The sequence below is a fragment of the Rhodobacter viridis genome, from assembly GCF_003217355.1.
Classification (GTDB): Bacteria; Pseudomonadota; Alphaproteobacteria; order Rhodobacterales; family Rhodobacteraceae; genus Rhodobacter; species Rhodobacter viridis.
In genome coordinates, this window is sequence record NZ_QJTK01000001.1 from 534,843 (window position 1) to 555,285 (window position 20,443).

A 20,443-nucleotide genomic window follows, 5' to 3' on the forward strand; every position below is an offset into this window, starting at 1 on the left:
CTTTCATCTTGCCCCAAATATCCCGGGGGTAAGGGGGCAGAGCCCCCTACCCGGCCACCAGCCGCAGCGCGCGGGCGCGCTCGGGCGGAATCGCGCCGATTTCAAGCCCGGTAAAGACATGCAGCGTGCCCAGATCCTCGTCGACGACGGCATGATCCGAGACCCAGCCTCCCATGCCCAGATAGCTGCGCAGCAAAGGCGGCATCTTCAGCATCGCCTGTTTCGGATCGCCCTTGCGGCCCAGCAACTTGCGCGCATAGCGGATCACCTTCGGCGCCTTCACCCGCACCCGCCAGCGTTTCGGCGCCAGATGGCGCTCGGCCAGCACCGCGAAAGCATCGGCGCAGCTGTCAAAATCGGTGGTCAGGAACGACGAGCAGCCAAACAGCATCTCGATTCCCTCGGCATCGACAAGCCGCGTCACCGCCCCCCAGGCGAGGCGCAGGATATCAGGGTCGCGGCAGTCGGGATCGACGCAGAACCGCCCCATCTCCAGCATCCGCCCGGAATAGGCCGAGAGCGGCGTCAGGTCGTAAAATTGCGCCGAATAGCTGCGGTAAAGTTCGCGCCCGCTCTCGATCGGCAACAGCCGGAAACAGCAGACGAGCCGCCCGCTTCCCGTCTCCTCGACCAGCACATGGCGGCAGGCATCGTCGAAGGCATCGGCATCCAGCGCCTCACCCACGTCCATGCCGCGTCCGCGCGCCGAAACGAAGGCCCGCCAGCGCAACGCCTGCGCTGCCTGCACATCCGCCTGCGATTGCGCGAGTCGTGCCGCATAGCGGCCTCTCGAGAGCGAAAACATGGGGCCCCCCAGGATCTGTCTCCCTGATCCTACGGCAAAGACCTGACAGCGAAAAGACACTCGGCTGCGACCGAGCGCCCCGTCCGCGATCATTTGTCGAGCAATTTGCCCGCCGACAGGCGCCCGAACGAGCCCAGAAGCTCGCGGATCAGGCCGATGCCCTTGATGTTGCTCTTCGTCACGCGACGCGACAGCACCACGACCTCGCCCCGCTCCAGACCGAAGCGCTCGACATTCTCGACGACGCCCTTGTCGTTGAAGGTGATCGCCACGACCTGCCGGTCGATTTCCTGCGGCGCCCGCGCACCGTAGTATTTCCAGCGCGAGCCGACATAGAACCAGCCCGACCCCTGCAGCACCCCCATCGAGGACGGGCGGCCGATCACATCCGTGACCTCCTCGCGCGAGCTCTTGCCGACTTCGATCTTTGCCAGATCGTCTTCGGTGGGCACATAGCCGTGGTTCTGGTAGATCGCAGTGCAGCCCGCCACGAAAAGCACCGCCGCAACGGTGACAAATCGCGCCATGCGGCGAATTCCGGACGTGCTGCTCAAGCCTACCCCCTCTTGCCTCGTGACCTCGGGCCTTCTATCCCGATTACAACAGGATGCGGCCGCCCTCAAGCGCCCTCGACCGTCCCTCACCCGCTTGCGATCCCGGAGACCGTGATGACCGACACCGAAACCCTGCCTTTCAGCCATATTCTGCGCCCGTCCGAACTGGCCGCGCGCAAGCCCACGCGCTTCGATATCACCCCCGATGCGGCGACCTGCACGGCGATTGCCGACTGGGCGGGGATCGAAGGGCTCGAAGCGCTGCGGCTGAAAGGAACGCTGACGCCGAGCGGGCGGTCGGACTGGACGCTCGACGCCGACTTCACCGCCCGCGTCGTGCAGTCTTGCGTGCTGACGCTGGCGCCGGTCACCACCGATCTGCGCGAAACCGTGACCCGGCGCTATCTGGCGCAGATGCCCGAGCCGACGGGCGACGAGATCGAGATCCCCGAGGATACCGACAGCGAACCGCTGCCCGATCGCTTCGATCTGGGCGCCGTCGCGCTCGAAACGCTTGAACTCGCGCTGCCGCTCTATCCGCATGCGCCGGGCGCGGCGCTTGGCGCACATGAGGCCACGCCCCCCGGGGCCGCGCCGATCCGCGACGAGGACACCCGCCCCTTTGCCAATCTGAAAAGCCTGCTCGGCGGCAAGGACGACACGGAAAGCGACAAGTCCTGAGCGCGGCTTTTCGGCCCGGTTTTGACGGCGCCGAAAAAAGCTGCAAAAAGGGCTTGCAACGGGGCGGAACTCCAGTATGTTCCCGGCCTCATTCGAACGCAGGGTTCGCACCCGGTCCGCCGCTGGCTGCCGTGACGAAACCCCAGGAAAAACAGGGCCTTGCGCCCCCAGAACCGAGGTTAGACACATGGCCGTCCCGCAGAACCGAGTCACGCGCTCCCGTCGTAACATGCGCCGCGCGCATGACGCCCTTGTGGCCGCCAACCCGGCTTCGTGCCCGAACTGTGGCGAACTGAAGCGCCCGCACCACGTCTGCGGCGCCTGCGGCCACTACGACGACCGCGAAGTGGTTGCGCAAGCGACCGAAGTCGATCTGGACGACGACGCGGCGTAAGCCGGTCCCTCCGCCATGGTCAAACTGTTCAAACAGGAGAAGACCACGGTGGGAGCAGAAGCTGACGTTACGTCAAGTCGCGGCCGCACTGCAGCCGCCCAAGCGCCGGACATGTCCGGCGCTTTGATTTCCGGCGTCCCGGTTTCCGCCCCGCTCGTGCTGTCGATCGATGCAATGGGGGGCGACCGGGGCCCCGCGGCCGTCCTTGACGGGATCGCCCTTGCGCGCCGGAAATATCCCGATCTGCACTTCCTCGTGCATGGCCCCGAGGCCGAGCTTGCGCCGCTGGTGAAGGCCCGCAAGCTGAAGTCCTGCGTGACGATCCGTCACGCGACCGGCGTGGTGACGATGCACGACAAGCCCGCGGCGGTGATGCGCGGCGGCAAGGACACCTCGATGTGGTCGACGATCGATGCGGTGCGCGATGGCGCGGCGCAGGTCGCGGTGTCTTGCGGCAATACGGGCGCCCTGATGGCGGTCTCGATGCTGCGACTGCGCAAGATCCCGGGCGTGAACCGCCCCGCCATCGCCTCGTTCTGGCCCTGCAAGAATCCCTCCGGCTTCAACGTCATGCTCGACATGGGCGCGGATGTGAAAGCCGAGGCCCGCGATCTGCTGACCTATGCGCTGATGGGCTCTTCCTATGCCCGCAACGCGCTTGGCCTTGACCGTCCGCGCGTCGGGCTGCTCAATGTCGGCACCGAAGAGCACAAGGGCCATGCCGAACTGAAGACCGCCGCCGAGATGATCGGCGCGATGCAGGAGCCCGGCGGCTATTATTTCGTCGGCTTCGTCGAGGGCACCGATCTGCCCGGATCGCGCGTCGATGTCATCGTCACCGACGGTTTCACCGGCAATATCGCGCTGAAGACCGGCGAGGGCACGGCGAAATTCGCGGGCGAATTGATGCGCGAGGCTTTCACCTCGAGTCTGCTCGCCAAGGTCGGGGCGCTGCTCGCCTCGGGTGCGCTCAAACGTCTCAAGGCGAAGATCGATCCGCGCCGGGTGAACGGCGGTGTTTTCCTTGGTCTGAACGGCACTGTGGTCAAGTCTCACGGGGGTGCGGACGGCACCGGCGTTGCCGCGGCCATCGACCTTGCGGCCCGTCTGGCGGGTCTGGGCTTCGCAGAACGTCTCGCGGCGCGGGTTGCCCTTGCGTCAGCAAACGGTCAGGATGCAGCCTCGGTGGAGGCAGGAGTCGAGAACTCGAAATGACGATCAGAGCGGTGGTCCGCGGTGTGGGGCATTATCTGCCCGCCCGCGTGGTGGAGAATGCCGAGTTCGAGGGCAAGCTCGACACGACGGACGAATGGATCCGGTCCCGGACCGGGATCGAGCGGCGCCATTTCGCCGCCGAGGGGGAAACCACCTCGCAACTGGCGATCAAGGCGGCCGAGGCGGCTCTGGCCGATGCGGGCCTGACGGCCGATCAGATCGACGCGATCGTGGTCGCGACCTCGACGCCGGATTACACCTTCCCCTCCGTCGCGACGATGGTGCAGGCGGGCCTCGGCAATACCAATGCCTTTGCCTATGACGTGCAGGCGGTCTGCGCCGGTTTCGTCTTCGCGCTGACCAATGCGAACGGGATGATCCTGTCGGGTCAGGCGAAGCGCGTGCTGGTGATCGGCGCCGAGACCTTCTCGCGGATCATGGACTGGGCCGACCGCGGCACCTGCGTGCTCTTTGGCGATGGCGCGGGCGCGCTGATCGTGGAGGCGACCGAAGGCGCGGGCACGGCAGAGGATCGCGGGATTCTCGCGACCGACCTGCATTCGGACGGCCGCTACCGCGAGCTGCTTTATGTCGATGGCGGCGTCTCGACGAATGGCCAGTCGGGCCATCTGCGCATGCAGGGCAATGCCGTCTTCAAGCATGCCGTCTCGAAATTGGCCGAAACCGCGCATACCGCGCTCGACAAGGCCGGGCTGAGCGCCGAAGACGTGACCTGGATCGTGCCGCATCAGGCCAACCTGCGCATCATCACCGCCACCGCGGAACGGATGCAGGTGCCGATGGAGCGCGTCGTGGTGACGGTGCAGGATCACGGCAACACTTCTGCCGCATCGATTCCCCTCGCGCTCTCGACGGCGCATGGGCGCGGCCAGATCAAGGCAGGCGATCTGATCGTGACCGAGGCAATCGGGGGCGGTCTGGCCTGGGGATCGGTCGTCCTGCGCTGGTAAACGCGCGATTACGGTGGAAAAACTCGTATCAACCTTGCCGTGCAAGTCATTGATATTGACTCGGGAAATACTTGCCCCCATCGTGATGAAAATCACTCCGGGGGGATTGAAATGTCAGAAAAAACCCTGACCCGCATGGATCTGAGCGAAGCCGTGTTCCGCGAAGTCGGGCTCAGCCGCAACGAATCCGCTCAGCTGGTCGAGACCGTGCTGCAGCACATGTCCGATGCGCTGGTGCGCGGCGAGACGGTGAAGATCTCGTCCTTCGGCACCTTCTCGGTGCGGGACAAGACCTCGCGCATGGGCCGCAACCCGAAGACGGGCGAGGAAGTTCCGATTTCGCCGCGTCGGGTGCTGTCGTTCCGGCCCTCGCATCTGATGAAAGACCGGGTTGCCGAAGGCAATTCGAAATAGGGCCGGTTCAACCGGTTCACGGGATAGGCCCGAGCAGGGGATGAACGCGCCGCGATGACGAAGTCAGCCGAGGCCTTCCGCACGATTACCGAGGTGGCCGAGCTTCTCGAAACCCCGACGCATGTCCTGCGGTTCTGGGAGAGCAAGTTTCCACAGATCAAGCCGGTGAAACGCGCCGGGGGTCGGCGCTATTATCGCCCGGCCGATGTGGCGCTGCTGGTGGGGATCAAGCACCTGCTGCAGGTCGAGGCCTTGCCGATCAAGGAGGCGCAGGCCCGGCTGAAGTCGCAAGGCACGAAGAAGGTCACGGCCCTTGGCGCCGAGATGCTGAGCGCCAACCTGCCGCGCGAACCGATGCCGGTGGCGGAAGACACGCTTGCCGATGGCCTCGCCCCCGAGATCGAGGACGCGACCGAGGCTCTTCTGACCGCGGCCGAGCCGTCGCTCGACGCGGTCGAGATCGTCTCGGAGCCGGACCCGAGTGCGGCGTTCGAAACCTCCCCGGTCGGGGAAGAGACCACGCCCGAGGTCCTTGAAGAGCAGCCTGAGCCCAGACACGACGCGGCTGTCGCGCTCGACACGGCCCCCGAAGAGCTCGCGCCCGAGGATCGGCTCGAGCTGATTCCCCCGGCACCGGTCGCGGCGGCGGAGATCGCCTTCGAGACCGCACTGGCCGAGGCAGACATCACCCCGCGCGAGACCGTCGATGCCCTCGCCCCGGAGACGCCGCCTGCGCCGCTGCTGGCCGAGATCGACGACACGCCGACGCCCGAGGCCGACGCGCCGGGCGAGACCATTGATCTTGCCGCGCCCGAGCCGATCTTCGACTCGGCCTTCGCGACAGAGGATATTGCGGTCGAAGCGGCGCTCGACGCTCTTGAAACCGAGACTGCCGACGCGCAGGAGATTGCTTTCGAGGCCCTGCCGGACGAAGAGGACCTCGCGCCTGAAGAGACGTTCGATCTCTCCGCTCCGGAGGCCAGTCCCGCCCCGGAGGCGGTGTTCGAGGCAGCCATTGCCGAGGACGAGGCCGCGGAGTCGCTCGACGCACCGGACCTCGGCTTCGAGCCGGTGCCCGATGCCGCGGACACCGCCCCGGAAGATATCGCGGCTTTCGTCGTCGCCGAAACCACCGTAACTTTTACCGTCGACACGTCTTTCGGTGCCGCGGACTGGTCCACGCCGGAGGCTCAGGAGGTCGCGACTGAAGCGGCGCCCGAGGATATCGCCGATTTTGTCGAGCCGGAGGCGGACGCCCCGCCCGCCACCGTCGCGCAGCTTGCCGAACCCGAGCTGACCGAGACCCTCGCCCCGGAACCGCAGGCGGAACCGGACGCCCCTGCCCCGCTCGATGAGATCGCGGCAGAGGCCGAAACCCAACCCGTCACGACCGAACCGGAGCCGAGCGCCGAAGAGCTCGAGCGGCTCGACGAAGCGCGGCGGGCCGAGCGCGCCCGCATCGAAGCCGAGCAGCGCGCGCTGGAAATAGCACAAGCGGCGGTCGAAGAAGCCCGGCGCGAGGCCGAGGCGGTGCGGGCCGAATTGCAGCGGCTGCGGCGCGAGGCCGAGCTGGCCCGGGCCGAAGCCGCCCGCGCCAAGGCCGAGGCCGAATTGGCCGCGCAGGTCGCCGCGGCGGCTCTCGCACAGGCCGCGGCCGAGGCCGAGGCGCTTGACCGTGGCTTGCCCTTTGCCGACGACCTGACCGAGCCTGCCCCGTTGCCGAACCCCGAGCCGGAACCGGAACCCGAGGGGATGGCGCTGCCCGAGCCGGAGCCCGAAGGTGCCTTCGCGCCCGAAGCTGAACCCGCGCCGGAGCCGGAACCGGAACCAGCACCGGAGGTTGAAGCGCGGCAGGAGCCGGAACCTTTCCCGACCTTCCGCTCGCGCCATGTGCCCGAAACTGCGCCCGAGCCCGCCACAGCGCCGGAGCCGGAGCCCGAAACCGTTCCCGAAACCGCCGAGGTGATCGAGGACGACGAGGGCTTTGCCGATCTCGCCTATCGCTTCATCGCGCCGCGGCCGATGTCGCGCCCCGCGCGGATCGAGGCAATCGTCGAGCCCGAGCCGGAACCGGAACCCGAGCCGGAACCGCAGCTGCCGATCCAGGGCTCGCTGTTCGATTACATTGCGCCGCCGCCGAAGGCGACGCCGGTCCCCGAACCTCTGCCCGAGCCGGAGCCGATCCTTGCCGCCGAGGCGCCGATCGAGGCCCTGAGCGACACGGAACCGGCGATCCTGCACGCGCCCGAACCGGAGCTTGCCGCGGCCCCCGCGCCCGCGCTGCAAGCTGAGCCGGAGCCGCAGCTGCCCAAGCCCGCCCGGTTCGTGCCGCAGGTCGAAGCCGAAACGATCCTCGTTTACGAGCCCGACGCGGTCGAGGAGCCCGAGGCCGAAATCCTGGCCGAACCGGTTTCGGAATTCGATCCGCTCGACCGGGTGGTCTCGCTGATCCTGAGCGGCACCGCGCCGCTGCAGGTCGAGCTTGCCACGGCCGGGCAGATCGATCCGACGGCGAATCCCCTGGGCGCGCTGCGCGAGGATCTGACGCAATTCGCCCCGGATGATCTTTCGCCGATCGAGCGGATGCGGCTTCTGTCGGCGCACGACCGTCTGGTGCGACTGCAAAGCCGCCTGGCGCAGCCGCCGCGGCCGGTTCCGGCGCGGCGCTGAGGATGGCCAGCGCGCTCGCTTGCAAGCCCGTGCAAAAAGATGCGTTTTGCCGCTTGCACCCGACCGCGCAATGGCCCTATATGCCCCTCGTCGGGCCGTGGCGCAGCCTGGTTAGCGCGTCCGTCTGGGGGGCGGAAGGTCGTGAGTTCGAATCTCACCGGCCCGACCATAAAGAAGCCGTCTGCTCCTTCCGGAGTGGGCGGCTTCTTCATTTGAACGAAACAGAATTGCCGGGGTCCCGATGATGCAAGGCGTTCTTCCCGACAGTGCCTTGCGCGCGATGATCGCCCGCGGCGAGATTGCCGCCGAGCGTCCGATCACCCCTGAACAGGTCCAGCCAGCAAGCCTTGATCTGCGCCTTGGCACCGTCGCCTATCGCATCCGCGCCTCGTTTCTGGCGGGCCGGGGCCAGCGGGTCGACACCAAGCTGGCCGAGCTCGAGATGCACCGGATGAGCCTTGCCGATGGCGCGGTGCTGGAAAAGGGCTGTGTCTATCTCGTGCCGCTGATGGAACATCTGGCCCTGCCGATGGGGCTGACGGCGGTCAGCAATGCGAAAAGCTCGACCGGGCGGCTGGATCTGCTGACCCGGGTGATCACCGATGACGGCACGGAATTCGACCGCATTCCAGAGGGTTACACCGGGCCGCTCTACGCCGAGATCTGCCCGCGCTCGTTTTCGGTGCTGGTGCGGCCGGGAATGCGGCTCAATCAGATCCGCTTTCGCGCGGGTCAGGCGGCGCTGAGCGATGCGGAACTGAAACTGTTGCATGCGGCCGAACCGCTCGTCAGCGGCGAGGCGGTGATCGACCATGGCTTGGGCTTCTCGGTCGATCTGCGCCCCGAGACGGGCGATCTGGTGGGCTACCGCGCGAAGCCGCATACCGGGGTGATCGACCTTGACCGGATCGCGCATTACCCCGCCAGCGCCTTCTGGGAAGAGGTGCGCACGCGCGAGGGGCGGATCATCCTCGACCCCGGCGCGTTTTACATTCTGGTGAGCCGCGAGGCGGTGGTGATCCCGCCCGATTTCGCCGCCGAGATGGCGCCCTATCTGGCCATGGTCGGGGAATTCCGCGTCCATTACGCGGGCTTCTTCGATCCGGGCTTCGGTCATGGCGCGGCGGGCGGTGAAGGCTCGAAAGGCGTTCTGGAAGTGCGCTGCCACGAGGCGCCTTTCGTGCTGGAGCACGGGCAGGTCGTGGGTCGGCTCGTCTACGAGCGCATGGCCGGGCGGCCGGAGCGGCTTTACGGCGCGGGGATCGCCTCGAACTATCAGGGGCAAGGCCTGAAGCTCGCCAAGCATTTCCGGGCCGGGTGAGCGGCGCCTGTCCGAGGCACCTGTCTCCCGCAAGGGGGAAATACGAAAGGCCGGGACGCTTGCCCCGGCCTTGCTCATGTCTGGTTCCCCGATCAGCCGATCCGGTAGTTCGGGCTTTCGCGGGTGATCTGCACGTCATGGACGTGGCTTTCCTTCAGACCCGCGCCGGTGATGCGCACGAACTCGCAGCCGCCGCGCATTTTCTCGACCGTGGCATGGCCGGTGTAGCCCATCGCCGCACGCAAGCCGCCCACCATCTGGTGCAGCACCGCCGCGACCGGACCCTTGTAGGGCACCTGCCCCTCGATCCCCTCGGGAACGAGCTTGTCCGAGGCCGCGTCCTTCTGGAAGTAGCGGTCGGCCGAGCCGCGCGCCATCGCGCCAAGCGAGCCCATGCCGCGGTAGGATTTGTAGGACCGGCCCTGATAGAGGATCACCTCGCCCGGGGATTCGTCGGTGCCCGCGATCGCAGAGCCCACCATCGCGCAGGACGCTCCCGCCGCGATCGCCTTGGCAAAATCGCCCGAGAACTTGATGCCGCCATCGGCGATGATCGGAATGTCGCCCGCGCCCGCGCAGGCGTCCATGATCGCCGTCAGTTGCGGCACGCCGACGCCGGCCACGATCCGCGTCGTGCAGATCGAGCCCGGACCGATGCCGACCTTGACCGCATCCGCGCCCGCCCCGATCAGCGCACGCGTCGCCTCGGCCGTCGCGACGTTGCCCGCGCAGACCTGAATGCCCGGCGCATAGACCTTGATCCGCTCGACGGCCTTCGCCACGCCCTCGGAATGGCCATGCGCGGTGTCGATGACGATCAGATCGCAGCCCGCCTCGATCAGCGCGACCGAGCGTTCATAGCCCGCATCGCCCACGGTCGAGGCGGCGGCGACGCGCAGACGGCCCTTGTCGTCCTTGCAGGCGAGCGGGTGCAGCACCGAATGCTCGCTGTCCTTCAGCGTCAGAAGACCGGTCAGCTTGCCCTCGGCATTTACCACCAGAAGCTTCTCGATCCGGCGCGCCTTCATCAGCTTCATCGCCTCGTCGCGATCGGCCGGTTCGCGCAGCATGGCAAGGTTTTCGCGCGTCATCATCGCCGAAACCGGGGTCGCATCGTCGGTGGCAAAGCGCATGTCGCGGTTCGTCACGATGCCGACGACCTTGCCCGTCCCATCGACGACCGGAAAGCCCGAGACGTTGTAACGTTCGCGCAGCACCTTGGCATCGGCCAGCGTCTGCTCGGCCGTCAGCGTGATCGGGTTGTAGACGATGCCCGATTCAAAGCGCTTCACCCGCCGCACTTCGGCCGCCTGCTGATCGATGTTCAGGTTGCGATGGATCACCCCCATGCCGCCCGCCTGCGCCATGGCGATCGCCATGTTCGCCTCGGTCACGGTGTCCATCGCCGAGGACAGGAGCGGGATGTTCAGACGGATCGAGCGCGTGACGCGCGTGGAAACGTCAGCCTCCGAGGGCAGCACGGACGAGGCTGCGGGAACCAGAAGGACATCATCGAAGGTGAGGGCCTCGCGAATCTGCATGGGGGTCTCCATCGGCAGGGAACGGTTGGCACGTCCCTGTTTCATGGCTTGGCCCCCGACGCAAGCCCTCAGGCGATGGCGGCCCCGGTTTTCAGCGCCAATTCGCCCTTCGCCCACATCTTGTAGATCCGCACCGCAATCGGCGGCACGATCAGCGTGGCCGCGATCAGCGCAACCCCGCCCGGCAAACGCAGCTCATCCCCCATCGTCAACCAGAGCGAGGCGGTCGCCACGAGCGGGAAGGTCAGCGCCCCCCAAAGCGGCGTGAAGCCCGCCGCCAGCAGCCAGCGCACCCGCACGACGAAGAAGAGCAGCAGCAGCCCCGCGCTCATCGCGAAGACGTAAGACATCGCGACCGCGCCCAGAAGCGACGCCGTGGTGCCGATCACGGCAACGGGCGCAAGGTGGATCGCCAGAAGCGGGCGCAGCGGCGCCGGAACCGTCTCGCGCGAGAACTGCTGCAAGGACACGACCCAGATCGCCACCGCCAGCGCCAGCGCGACCCAGAAAAGCCCGATCGCGATCATCGTCAGCCCGAGTTGCGCCGAGACGAGCGCCGCCACGATCCAGCCCGAGAACAGCAGATGCCAGGTCGGGTTGACCCGGCGCTGCTCGGCCGGGCCGGTGGCGAAGACGTAAAGCATCGCCACCGTGAGCATCACATGCAGCCCCGCCCCCGTCGCCAGAACCGCCAGCGCCGCCGCGGGCAGATAGGGGCCGATCGCCGCGGCCATCAGATAGAGCATCAGCATTGCCGCAGCGAGCCCGGCACGGCCCGGCAGGATGCGCAGATCCTCGAGCACGACCGAGGGGCGGCGCAGAACCTTGACGAGATAGGTCAGGAACACGAAGGCGCACAGCAGCGTCACCGCACCGCTCAGCGCCTCGCCCACCGCGGGGGGCAGATCGAAGACCTGTCCGGCCTTGCGCCACCCCAGCGCCAGAGCCGCAAGCCCAAGCGCGGGCGGAAAGATCGCGGGGGGAGTGCGCCGCCACAGCCCGGGCGGCGTCGGTTTCGGGGAAACGGGAGCCATCGTGTGTCCTGCCTCAACTTTGGGCTGCAAATTGGTTTGGTTCAACTTGCGTCATATTTGTTTAAAATCTTGCAGAAGAACTATGGCAAAGAAAGGGCAAAACCGCAGCGGACGGCTTGTCGCAGGATTTGGCGCGGCCAGCCCGGGCCGACCGTTGGCGAGGCCTGCCCGGGAAATGCAACGATACAAGGCTTTCGCCGCGCCTTGACCGCCGTTTGTTAAGAAACTGTTTACCATATTAGCCGCTAATGGTCCCAGGGAGGACCAAATGCGCAACAAACGGAAACAATACCCGCCCTCGCCAAAAGCCGCCGTTCTGGCCGTTTCGGCATCGTCAATGGCGCCAGCGCCGCAGCTTTGGCTATCAGTTCTGCTGCCCTTGCTCTGGCTTGGCGGCGTGGCGATTGCGGCGCTCCCGCACGCGCTGCCGTAAGGCCATCCGCCGCAAACGACTCAACCCTGAATTGCATGCCATGCATCGGTGTGGAGAAGCTGGCAAACCCGGCACGCCGGATCCGGTTTGGGTCGACCCAGCGTCCGACCGCGCTTTGTCGGGCAAAACCAAACCGTTGAGTTCACATGATTTCGTGGCAGTTCGGCAACATGACCTTACGGTAAGCTCACGCGGACGTGACGTAAGGCCGCAGCCCGAATTGATTCACCTTAACAGCGTGATAGGGTCAGCCTCGGGAGAAGAGTTCCACACACTCTAGGGATGAGAATCAACATGAAAAAAATACTGATGACGGCCAGCGCCCTCGCCCTTGGCGCCACTGCCGCCACCGCGGGGGGGATCGAACGGTCCAGCCAGTCGACGGCGATCCTGTTCGAGAAAGGCAACTATGCCGAGTTCAACGTCGGCGGCTTCCGGCCTGAGGTGTCGGGCTCGGTCGCGGGCGGTCTTGTCAACTCCGGCGACATGGCCGGCGACTACGGCACCTACAGCTTCGGCTACAAACGTGCGCTGAACGAGAAGATCGATTTCGCGCTCGTGTTCGAAAATGCAATCGGCGCCAACGTGGATTACGCGGCCGGGACGCTCTATCCGATTTCGGGCTCGACGGCGACGATCGACAACATGTCGCTGACCGCGATGATGCGCTACAAGCTGCCGCAGAATGTCTCGATGATCGGCGGGGTCCGGGCGCTGCGCACGAATGGCGTCGTCAGCCTGCCGGCCGTCGCCTCGTATCAGATGAGCTCCTCGACCGAGACGGACTTCGGCTATCTCGTCGGCGTGGCGTGGGAAAAACCCGAAATCGCCGCCCGGGTCGCGCTGACCTACAACTCGAAGATCACGCATGACTTCGACGCCAACGAAAACTTCGTGCATCCGCTGGCCGGACCGCTGTCCTTCGACACGACCTTCAGCACCACGATCCCCGAGTCGGTGAACCTCGAATTCCAGACCGGCGTCGCCAAGGACACGCTGGTGTTCGGCTCGGTGCGCTGGGTGCATTGGAAGCAGTTCGAGATTTCGCCCGAAATCTACACCAGTCCGGCCTTTCTCGATCAGGACCCGCTCGTCGCCTACAAGAGCAACACCACCACCTATTCGCTCGGCGTCGGGCGCAAGTTCAACGACAAGTGGTCGGGGGCCGTGGTGCTTGGCTACGAGGGCAGCAGCGGGCAAACGACCGGGAACCTCGGGCCGACCGACGGCTTCCGCTCGATCGCGATCGCGGGCACCTATCAGGCGAGCGACAACGTCAAGGTGACCTGCGGCGTGCGTTATGTCGATATCGGCGATGCGACCACCAACGCGCCGGTCAGCGGCAAGTTCTCGGACAACTCGGGCTGGGGCGCGGGCGTGCGCGTCGGCATCACCTTCTGATCCTTCGAGGTCTTCCGAAATCCTGCAAAGGCCCGCCTGCGTGCGGGCCTTTCGCATTGTGTTTGGCACAAGTTCCGGGTGGTCCGCCCGCCCTGCCCCGGCTAGGTTTGCGCCATGACCACCAGCCGCATCCCCCCGCTCGCCTGGGCGCTTCTGGCCGCCCTTGCCCTGATCTGGGGCACCTCGTTCCTGTCGAACCGCGCCGCGCTGACCGGCACCGGCTTCCTGACCACCGTCACCATCCGCGTCACCGGAGGCGCCGCTCTGCTATGGCTCTGGGTGGCCATCCGCCGCCTGCCGCTGCCGCAAGACCCGCGCTACATCCTGCGCTTCCTGATCATGGGGGCGCTGAACAATGCCATTCCCTTCTCGCTGATCGTCTGGGGCCAGCAGCATATCGACAGCGGTCTGGCCGCGATCCTCAACGCCTCGACCGCGCTGTTCGGCGTCCTTGTCGCCGCCGCGGTTTTCCCCGACGAACCGCTGACGCGGCGCCGCCTGGCGGGTGTGGGGCTCGGCTTTGTCGGCGTCGTCCTGGCCATCGGCCCCGAGGCGCTGACCGGCTTCACCCTCGCCTCGGCCGCGCAATGGGCGATCATCGGCGCCTCGATCACCTATGGCTTCGCGGGCGCCTATGCGCGAAAAGCGATCGTCGGCCTTGCCCCCGAGGTCGCGGCGGCCGGCATGCTGACAGGTGGCGTGGTCTGGCTCGCCCCGGCGATGCTGATCGTCGAGGGCGTACCGAGCTTTCACTACGCCCCGCAGGTCTGGGCCGGGCTGATCTGGCTCGCGCTTGGCTGCTCGGCGCTGGCCTATCTGATTTATTACCGGATCCTGAAACTTGCCGGAGCGGGCAATCTCTCGCTCGTCACCCTGCTGATCCCGCCCGTCGCCATCGTCGCCGGGGCGCTCGTTTATGACGAACGCCTCGGCCCGCATGCGCTTGTCGGTTTCGCCGTGCTGGCTGCGGGGCTTTGGCTCACCAATTCGCGGCCAAAACCGCGTGACGCCGTGCGCGCCCCGCGCTAAACCGAGGCCGAAACAGGGGGTAAGCATGATCTACGCAAACCGCGCCGAATGGCTGGCGGCCAGCCGCAAACGGGTGCTGTTCTTCGGCATGTCGGGGCTGGGCAAGACCTATCTCGCGAACATGCTGCGCGCCTCGCCCACGGGCTGGTTTCACTACTCGGTCGATTACCGCATCGGCACGCGCTACATGGGCGAATATATCGCCGACAACTTCAAGCGCGAGGCGATGAAGAACCCCTTCCTCGCCGAACTGCTCTTGTCGGATTCGGTCTATATCGCCTCGAACATCACCTTCGACAACCTTGCGCCGCTCTCCACCTATCTGGGCAAGCCGGGGTCCGAGGCGAAGGGTGGGCTGACCTTCGAAGAGTACATGATCCGCCAGAACCAGCACCGCGGCGCCGAACAGGCCGCGCTGATGGACACGACCTATTTCATCGAGCGCTCGCAGGCGATCTACGGGCTGCCGAATTTCGTCTGCGACTGCGGCGGCTCGATCTGCGAGGTGGTCGACCCCGAGAACTCCGCCGATCCGATCATGAAGGAACTCTCCGAGCATCTGCTGATGGTCTGGATCGAGGGCAGCGCCGAGCACACCGACGAGCTTGTCCGCCGCTTCGACCGCGCGCCGAAGCCGATGTATTACCAGCCCGCGTTTCTGGACAAGAAATGGCTGCAATACCGGGTCGAGCGTGGCCTGCGCGAAGACGAGGTCAACCCCGACGACTTCATCCGCTGGACCTATCGTCAGGCGCTCGATCACCGGCAGCCGCGCTACGCGGCGATGGCGCGCAACTGGGGGATCAAGGTGGCTGCGTCAGATGTCGCCCTTGTGCGTGACGAGAAAGACCTTACATCGTTGATTGCCTCGGCTCTTCCGGCCTGAGGCCCTGTTTCAACTTCGCCTGACAAGTATCGGAAAGACAATGCCCATCACGCTCCCTGCCACGCTGCCCGCCTTCGACATCCTGTCGCAGGAAGGCGTGATGGTGATGACGCCCGAGCGTGCGGCGCGGCAGGAAATCCGGCCGCTGCGGATCGGGTTGCTCAATCTGATGCCGAAGAAGATCCAGACCGAAAACCAGTTCGCCCGGCTGATCGGCGCGACGCCGATCCAGATCGATTTCCAGCTGATCCGGATGACCGAGCATCAGACGAAGAACACCGCCGCCGAGCACATGGCCGAATTCTATCGCCCCTTCGCCGAGATCGAGGCCACGGGCGAGAAATTCGACGGGCTGATCGTCACCGGCGCCCCGATCGAGCACCTCGCCTTCGAGGAGGTGACCTATTGGGACGAACTGCAGCGCGTCTTCGACTGGACGCAAAGCCATGTCTTTTCGACCTTCGGCGTGTGCTGGGGCGGCATGGCGATGGCCTATCACTTCCACGGCGTGGCGAAGCACATGCTCGACGCCAAGGCGTTCGGCTGTTTCCGTCACCGCAATCTCGCGCCGACCTCGCCCTATCTGCGGGGCTTTTCCGATGACGTTCTGGTGCCGGTGAGCCGCTGGACCGAGATGAAACAGGACGAGCTGGACCGGGCAGGCCTGCGCACGCTGATCGCGGGCGACGAGACCGGGCCTTGCCTCGTCGAGGACACCTGCCACCGCGCGCTTTATGTGTTCAACCACTTTGAATACGACAGCACGACGCTGAAGGACGAATATGATCGTGACGCGGCGGCCGGCAAACCGATCAACGTGCCCGCGAACTACTATCCCGACGACAATCCCTCCCAGACGCCGACGAACCGCTGGCGCAGCCACGCGCATCTGCTTTACGGCAACTGGGTGAATGCGATCTATCAGGACACGCCCTACGATCTGGCGCAGATCGGCCGCTGATCCGCCCCGGATAGCCCTTGCGGTTGAGGGGCTTCGCAGGCTAAGAGCACCGCACCGGGTGATTAGCTCAGTTGGTAGAGCGCCTCGTTTACACCGAGGATGTCGGGAGTTCGAGTCTCTCATCACCCACCATCGCAGCCCGTTGATTTCCATAAGGAATTGCCGATAAAGGCAAATCCGCGCCTCTACTGGTACATAGAGGTGGTACATATGGGAATCAAAATGCCAGCCCCGGTTCTGATCGGCTCGACCTACTATCTGCGCGTTCATGTGCCCACTGACGTGGCCCGGAAGGTGCGCGGCAAGAGCGTTTCGGTGCCGGTGGGCGGCACGTCCTGCGCAGTACGGATCAATGGCCCGGTGAAGGTGTCACTGCGCACCAAAGACCCCAAGGAAGCCAAGACCCGCTTCGCCGTCGCTCTCGCGGCTTTGGAAGCGCATTGGGAGACCGTGCGCAAGGGGCCGCAGCCGCTGACCCACAAGCAGAGCCTCGCCTTGGCCGGGGCGCTGCGGGCGGTCTGGGTCGACGCTTTCGATGAAGAACCGGGACGCCCGGAACGCTGGCAGAATGTGCAGGAGGTCAATGCAGCTGCCAAGGCGGGAAGAATGTCGATGCCGTTGATCGGCAAGGACGCGCAGCTTGAGGCCAGCCTGAACGCACGCTTCGGCCGGATCATGGACGCCTTTCTCGCGCACAAGGGCATCCTCCTTGCGCCCGAGTCACGGCTGCCCCTGCTTCGGCATATCGCCGATGCCATGGACGATGCTGCGAAGGTGAACGAAGCGAAAGCGCTTGGCGACTATTCCCAGCAGGGCAAGGCATCGCAATATCCCGCGCTGGAACTGCCGATCACCAAACCCGCGCCCGAACCGTCAAAGCAACCGCCCAAGCTGACCTTCTCGGGCGTCATCGACCTATGGGTTGCAGCCAAGGCGAAAGGCCGGAATGCGGCCCCGGTACGCCCAGACACCGAACGCAAGTACCGCCGGGAATGCGCCGAGTTCGTTGCCTTCCGTGGTTCAGATGACATGACCACGGTCACTGCACGCGAGGCCGAGGCTTGGCTGAATGCCATGCTGACTGAGGCGAAGCTGTCGAACAATTCCATCCGCCAGCGGTTGCAGAATGTCCGCTCGGTGGTCGAGCACGGGCGGCGCCAAAGCCTTGGCGAATTATTCCCGATGGGCAATCCGTTAGAGTTCGTGCAGTTGCCCGAGGCGGCCCCGGTGGCGAGCGATCTGCGCACCCTGACGCTGGCCGAGGCCGAGGCGATCCTGCGCGCCGCCCGTACCGAAACCCGGCCGGAACTGCGCTGGCTGCCGTGGCTGTGCGCGTATTCTGGCGCAAGGGTCAACGAGGTGGCGCAACTGACGCCCGGCGATTTCTTCAAGGTCGGCGAGGACTGGTTCTATCGGCTCACAACGATGGGCGGCAAAACGCTGAAGAACCGGCACAGCGAGCGCCGAGTGCCTGTTCACCCCGATCTGGTCACCGAGGGTCTGATCGTCTTCGTCGAGAGCCACAGGGAACACCCGGAGGAACGCCTGTTCCCGCGCCGGTCACAGGGGAACGTGGCCACATGGGTGCGCGAGAAGGTCGGCCTGACGCGCCCCGAACTCGCCCCGAGCCACGGCTGGCGCCACCTCTTCGAAGACAAGGCGCTGGTCGCCGGAATGCTGGACGCCGCCCGGCTCTATCTGACCGGCCGCTCTGGTGGCGGGTCTGCCGCTGGTTATGGAAAGAGCGAGGTCATGCTGCCGGGGCTGGCGGCCGAGATGAGGAAGGTGGGGCCTTTTGTTGGCTGAGCGGATGGAACGGATCTACAGAAAATAGGGGCTCGAGTTCTTACCAGTGGTATGATACGACATTCGAGCGGCAAATCGCTGTGCGGATCACATCCCCGCAGCACCCTCTAGGAAACGCGAAAGTTCGACGAAGGCTTCGGAAATGAAAGTTGCTGGCCTCTTTGCGGGAATTGGTGGGCTTGAGCTTGGCCTCGCGCGCGCGGGGCACCATTCCGTTCACCTGTGCGAAATATGGGAGCCAGCGCGCGCCGTTCTTCAGAAGCAGTTTCCGGGCGTGCCGCTTTCTCCAGACATCAGCAAGCTTGAGGATCTGCCTGAAGATACCGAGATTCTGGCGGCAGGTTTCCCCTGCCAGGACTTGAGCCAAGCAGGTCGGACGCATGGGATCGAGGGCTCGCGTTCTGGCCTTGTGTCCAACGTTTTTCGCCTCATCGACAAAAGGCGCGTGCCGGTAGTTGTCTTGGAGAACGTGTCCTTCATGCTCCAGCTCAATCGCGGACAAGCGATGACGCGACTTGTGGAGGCGTTTGAGGAACGAGGCTATCGCTGGGCCTATCGCGTCGTCAATTCGCTGGCATTCCTGCAACAGCGTCGGGAGCGGGTCTTCCTTGTCGCCACTCTGAATGACATTGATCCGCGCGATGTTCTGTTTGCGGATAACGCCGAGTGGCCCGAACAAACGACGTCGCTGGAGACCCACGCCCACGGGTTTTACTGGACTGAAGGCACCCGGGGCCTCGGCTGGGCGCCAAACGGGATTCCGACACTGAAAAACGGGTCGACAGTTGGTATTTCATCACCGCCCGCAATCCTGCTTCCGAATGGCAACATCATCAAGCCGGACATTCGAGACGCCGAGAGGCTTCAGGGCTTCGAACCTGGCTGGACGGCCGCCGCAGAGTCGGTTGACAGAAGCTCTTTCCGTTGGTCCCTGGTCGGAAATGCGGTGACGGTCCCAGTTGCCGAATGGCTGGGCAAGCGCTTGGCTGAGCCGGGGAAATGCGACAGAGAACGCGAGCGGCCCTTGGCAGATAACACCCGCTGGCCAAAGGCTGCCGCCGGATCCGACCTCGGACGGCTTGCGGTAGAAATTGGAAGCGCACCGCTCTATCGGGAACGCGCCGATCTGCACGAGTTTCTGAATTTCCCCGGCACACCACTCTCAAGCAGAGCGACACGGGGCTTTCTTAAGCGTGCAGAGAGCAGCTCGTTGCGGTTCGCCCCGGGCTTCTTGGATCGCGTTCGGGCTCATCTGGACACGATGGAGCCGCTGTCAATCGCCGCTCAGTGATGTACGAACCGGGTGGCGTAGAGTTGCGCAATCCGAAGGATCATTGAATCGTAATAGAGATTGTCGCCGGGCTGTGGAGCGGGCGGTGCAGTCACGAGTGAGACCGGATGGCCGTCATTTCTGCAATCGACAAGAACAGCCGCCAGCGCATCGAACCCCTCGCGACCTGTTGCCGAACGTCTCGGAAGCTCGCCAACCTTCTCAAGCACCCGCTCAGTGACGCCTGGTTGACGATGGATGTTGAATGGGCGTGCACCTGATGCGTCTGGAGCCTTGCCGGGACTGATGAAGCTGTCCGCAAAGTTCACGACCACCAAACCCACCGCGATTGCCTCATCCGTGGCACCATGAATCGTCAGATGCGAGGAATTGAGTTCGTCAAACAGCCTCGGCCGCGCTTTCACATGTTCAGTCATGCACGCCTTGGCTTCAAGCGCGACCAGAACGGATCCGACGGGCGCTTGTCTGAGTGACGGCAATTCGTTGAGCTGTGCCTGTTCTTCAGGGGTCAGCACGATGCCGTAGGGTTCAGCCAAGGCGTCAAATGTCGGAAGGCTGCTCTTAGGAGAAGCCGCGCCAACGCACAGAACGAGATCGAGATCCTTTTTCCGGTTTTGCTGAAAATCTCGCATCTCGTGATTGATGCCGAAATACACTTTCCCCTCGGACACGTGTTTGCGAAGCAGCGGACAGTTCAGGAGCAGGTCGAGCATGACCAGCCAGCACGCCTTTTTGGAATGGTCATCGCTGCGACTATGATATTGCCACATTGACCCGTCAGCTTTGCTCTTGACCGATGGGATACTCAAAGAACGGGCAAAAGCTTCGGGGCCAATCATGAAAATCTCTCGGCTTGTTCAGATTCAAGCACATACAACCAGAGATGGCCCGATTCCAAAAGCAGATTGCGCACAGTGGCCTGAGCTGTCGACTCGTGACCTGGTTCAACCGAGCGGCCGGGGTGTTGCTGCCCCGGCCGCCTCATGTGTGGCGATGAAAACGCCCAAATAGGTGTTCTTACTACATGGGCGTTTTC

The 20,443-nt window shown here is 64.9% G+C and carries 18 protein-coding genes and 2 tRNA genes; 15 read left to right on the forward strand and 5 right to left on the reverse strand.

All coding sequences use genetic code 11. From position 1 onward, the window contains the following. Positions 1-46: 46 nt before the first annotated feature. Together C8J30_RS02550 and C8J30_RS02555 are read right to left on the reverse strand one after the other, a co-directional pair. Positions 47-805, reverse strand: coding sequence for a GNAT family N-acetyltransferase (locus C8J30_RS02550; protein ID WP_110804140.1), 759 nt, complete (start codon positions 803-805; stop codon positions 47-49). Positions 806-894: 89 nt separating this feature from the next. Then, positions 895-1,359: an outer membrane protein assembly factor BamE gene (locus C8J30_RS02555; protein WP_110804141.1), complete on the reverse strand. Its 465-nt coding sequence runs from the start codon at positions 1,357-1,359 to the stop codon at positions 895-897. Positions 1,360-1,473: 114 nt separating this feature from the next. Between C8J30_RS02555 and C8J30_RS02560 the strand changes: the two genes are divergently transcribed. The 8 genes from C8J30_RS02560 to C8J30_RS02600 all read left to right on the forward strand — a co-directional run bounded on the left by C8J30_RS02560 (position 1,474) and on the right by C8J30_RS02600 (position 9,025). Further along, positions 1,474-2,040, forward strand: coding sequence for a YceD family protein (locus C8J30_RS02560; protein WP_110804142.1), 567 nt, complete (start codon positions 1,474-1,476; stop codon positions 2,038-2,040). 187 nt (positions 2,041-2,227) lie between these two features. After that, positions 2,228-2,434, forward strand: a complete 207-nt coding sequence (gene rpmF / locus C8J30_RS02565) for a 50S ribosomal protein L32 (protein ID WP_023912988.1) — start codon at positions 2,228-2,230, stop codon at positions 2,432-2,434. A gap of 111 nt (positions 2,435-2,545) precedes the next feature. Next, positions 2,546-3,649, forward strand: coding sequence for a phosphate acyltransferase PlsX (gene plsX / locus C8J30_RS02570; protein ID WP_110804143.1), 1,104 nt, complete (start codon positions 2,546-2,548; stop codon positions 3,647-3,649). Further along, entirely contained in the window at positions 3,646-4,620 is a 975-nt protein-coding gene (locus tag C8J30_RS02575; protein WP_110804144.1) for a beta-ketoacyl-ACP synthase III, read from the forward strand. The genes plsX and C8J30_RS02575 overlap by 4 nt, the downstream gene beginning before the upstream one ends. A 111-nt stretch (positions 4,621-4,731) precedes the next feature. Then, positions 4,732-5,034 (forward strand): integration host factor subunit alpha, encoded by a 303-nt coding sequence (gene ihfA / locus C8J30_RS02580; protein ID WP_110804145.1) that lies wholly within the window; start codon positions 4,732-4,734, stop codon positions 5,032-5,034. A 54-nt stretch (positions 5,035-5,088) separates the two neighbouring features. Next, the gene (locus tag C8J30_RS19000) at positions 5,089-7,704 is read left to right on the forward strand and encodes a MerR family transcriptional regulator (RefSeq protein WP_245909686.1); all 2,616 of its coding nucleotides are present in this window, start codon (positions 5,089-5,091) and stop codon (positions 7,702-7,704) included. A 91-nt stretch (positions 7,705-7,795) separates the two neighbouring features. Then, positions 7,796-7,873 (forward strand) — tRNA-Pro (locus C8J30_RS02595). A 75-nt stretch (positions 7,874-7,948) separates the two neighbouring features. Beyond that, positions 7,949-9,025 carry a 2'-deoxycytidine 5'-triphosphate deaminase gene (locus C8J30_RS02600; protein WP_110804294.1) on the forward strand — a complete coding sequence of 359 codons (1,077 nt, stop codon included), beginning with the start codon at positions 7,949-7,951 and terminating at the stop codon, positions 9,023-9,025. A 92-nt stretch (positions 9,026-9,117) separates the two neighbouring features. On the opposite strand, the gene guaB is transcribed toward C8J30_RS02600, so the two are convergent. Together guaB and C8J30_RS02610 are read right to left on the reverse strand one after the other, a co-directional pair. Beyond that, a complete protein-coding gene (gene guaB / locus C8J30_RS02605; RefSeq protein ID WP_110804146.1) occupies positions 9,118-10,566 on the reverse strand; it encodes an IMP dehydrogenase in 1,449 nt (482 codons plus the stop codon). A gap of 68 nt (positions 10,567-10,634) precedes the next feature. Beyond that, positions 10,635-11,600, reverse strand: a complete 966-nt coding sequence (locus C8J30_RS02610; protein ID WP_110804147.1) for a TDT family transporter — start codon at positions 11,598-11,600, stop codon at positions 10,635-10,637. A 742-nt stretch (positions 11,601-12,342) separates the two neighbouring features. Between C8J30_RS02610 and C8J30_RS02615 the strand changes: the two genes are divergently transcribed. The 7 genes from C8J30_RS02615 (at position 12,343) to C8J30_RS02645 (ending at position 19,407) form a co-directional block, all read left to right on the forward strand. Next, entirely contained in the window at positions 12,343-13,434 is a 1,092-nt protein-coding gene (locus C8J30_RS02615; protein ID WP_245909687.1) for an OmpP1/FadL family transporter, read from the forward strand. A gap of 114 nt (positions 13,435-13,548) precedes the next feature. Continuing rightward, positions 13,549-14,463, forward strand: coding sequence for a DMT family transporter (locus C8J30_RS02620; protein WP_110804148.1), 915 nt, complete (start codon positions 13,549-13,551; stop codon positions 14,461-14,463). Between the two features lie 25 nt (positions 14,464-14,488). Beyond that, on the forward strand, positions 14,489-15,349 hold the full coding sequence (locus C8J30_RS02625; protein WP_110804149.1) for an ATPase: 861 nt from the start codon (positions 14,489-14,491) through the stop codon (positions 15,347-15,349). A gap of 40 nt (positions 15,350-15,389) precedes the next feature. After that, entirely contained in the window at positions 15,390-16,310 is a 921-nt protein-coding gene (locus C8J30_RS02630; RefSeq protein ID WP_110804150.1) for a homoserine O-succinyltransferase, read from the forward strand. 56 nt (positions 16,311-16,366) lie between these two features. Beyond that, positions 16,367-16,442: transfer RNA gene (locus C8J30_RS02635), tRNA-Val, on the forward strand. Then, the gene (locus tag C8J30_RS02640) at positions 16,410-18,116 is read left to right on the forward strand and encodes a DUF6538 domain-containing protein (protein WP_146227850.1); all 1,707 of its coding nucleotides are present in this window, start codon (positions 16,410-16,412) and stop codon (positions 18,114-18,116) included. Before C8J30_RS02635 ends, C8J30_RS02640 begins: the two co-directional genes overlap by 33 nt. 142 nt (positions 18,117-18,258) lie before the next feature. Continuing rightward, positions 18,259-19,407: a DNA cytosine methyltransferase gene (locus C8J30_RS02645; protein WP_110804152.1), complete on the forward strand. Its 1,149-nt coding sequence runs from the start codon at positions 18,259-18,261 to the stop codon at positions 19,405-19,407. Here C8J30_RS02645 and C8J30_RS02650 read toward each other — a convergent pair. Next, the gene (locus C8J30_RS02650; protein ID WP_110804153.1) at positions 19,401-20,246 is read right to left on the reverse strand and encodes a hypothetical protein; all 846 of its coding nucleotides are present in this window, start codon (positions 20,244-20,246) and stop codon (positions 19,401-19,403) included. The two genes, C8J30_RS02645 and C8J30_RS02650, sit on opposite strands and share 7 nt — an antisense overlap. Positions 20,247-20,443 lie beyond the last annotated feature (197 nt).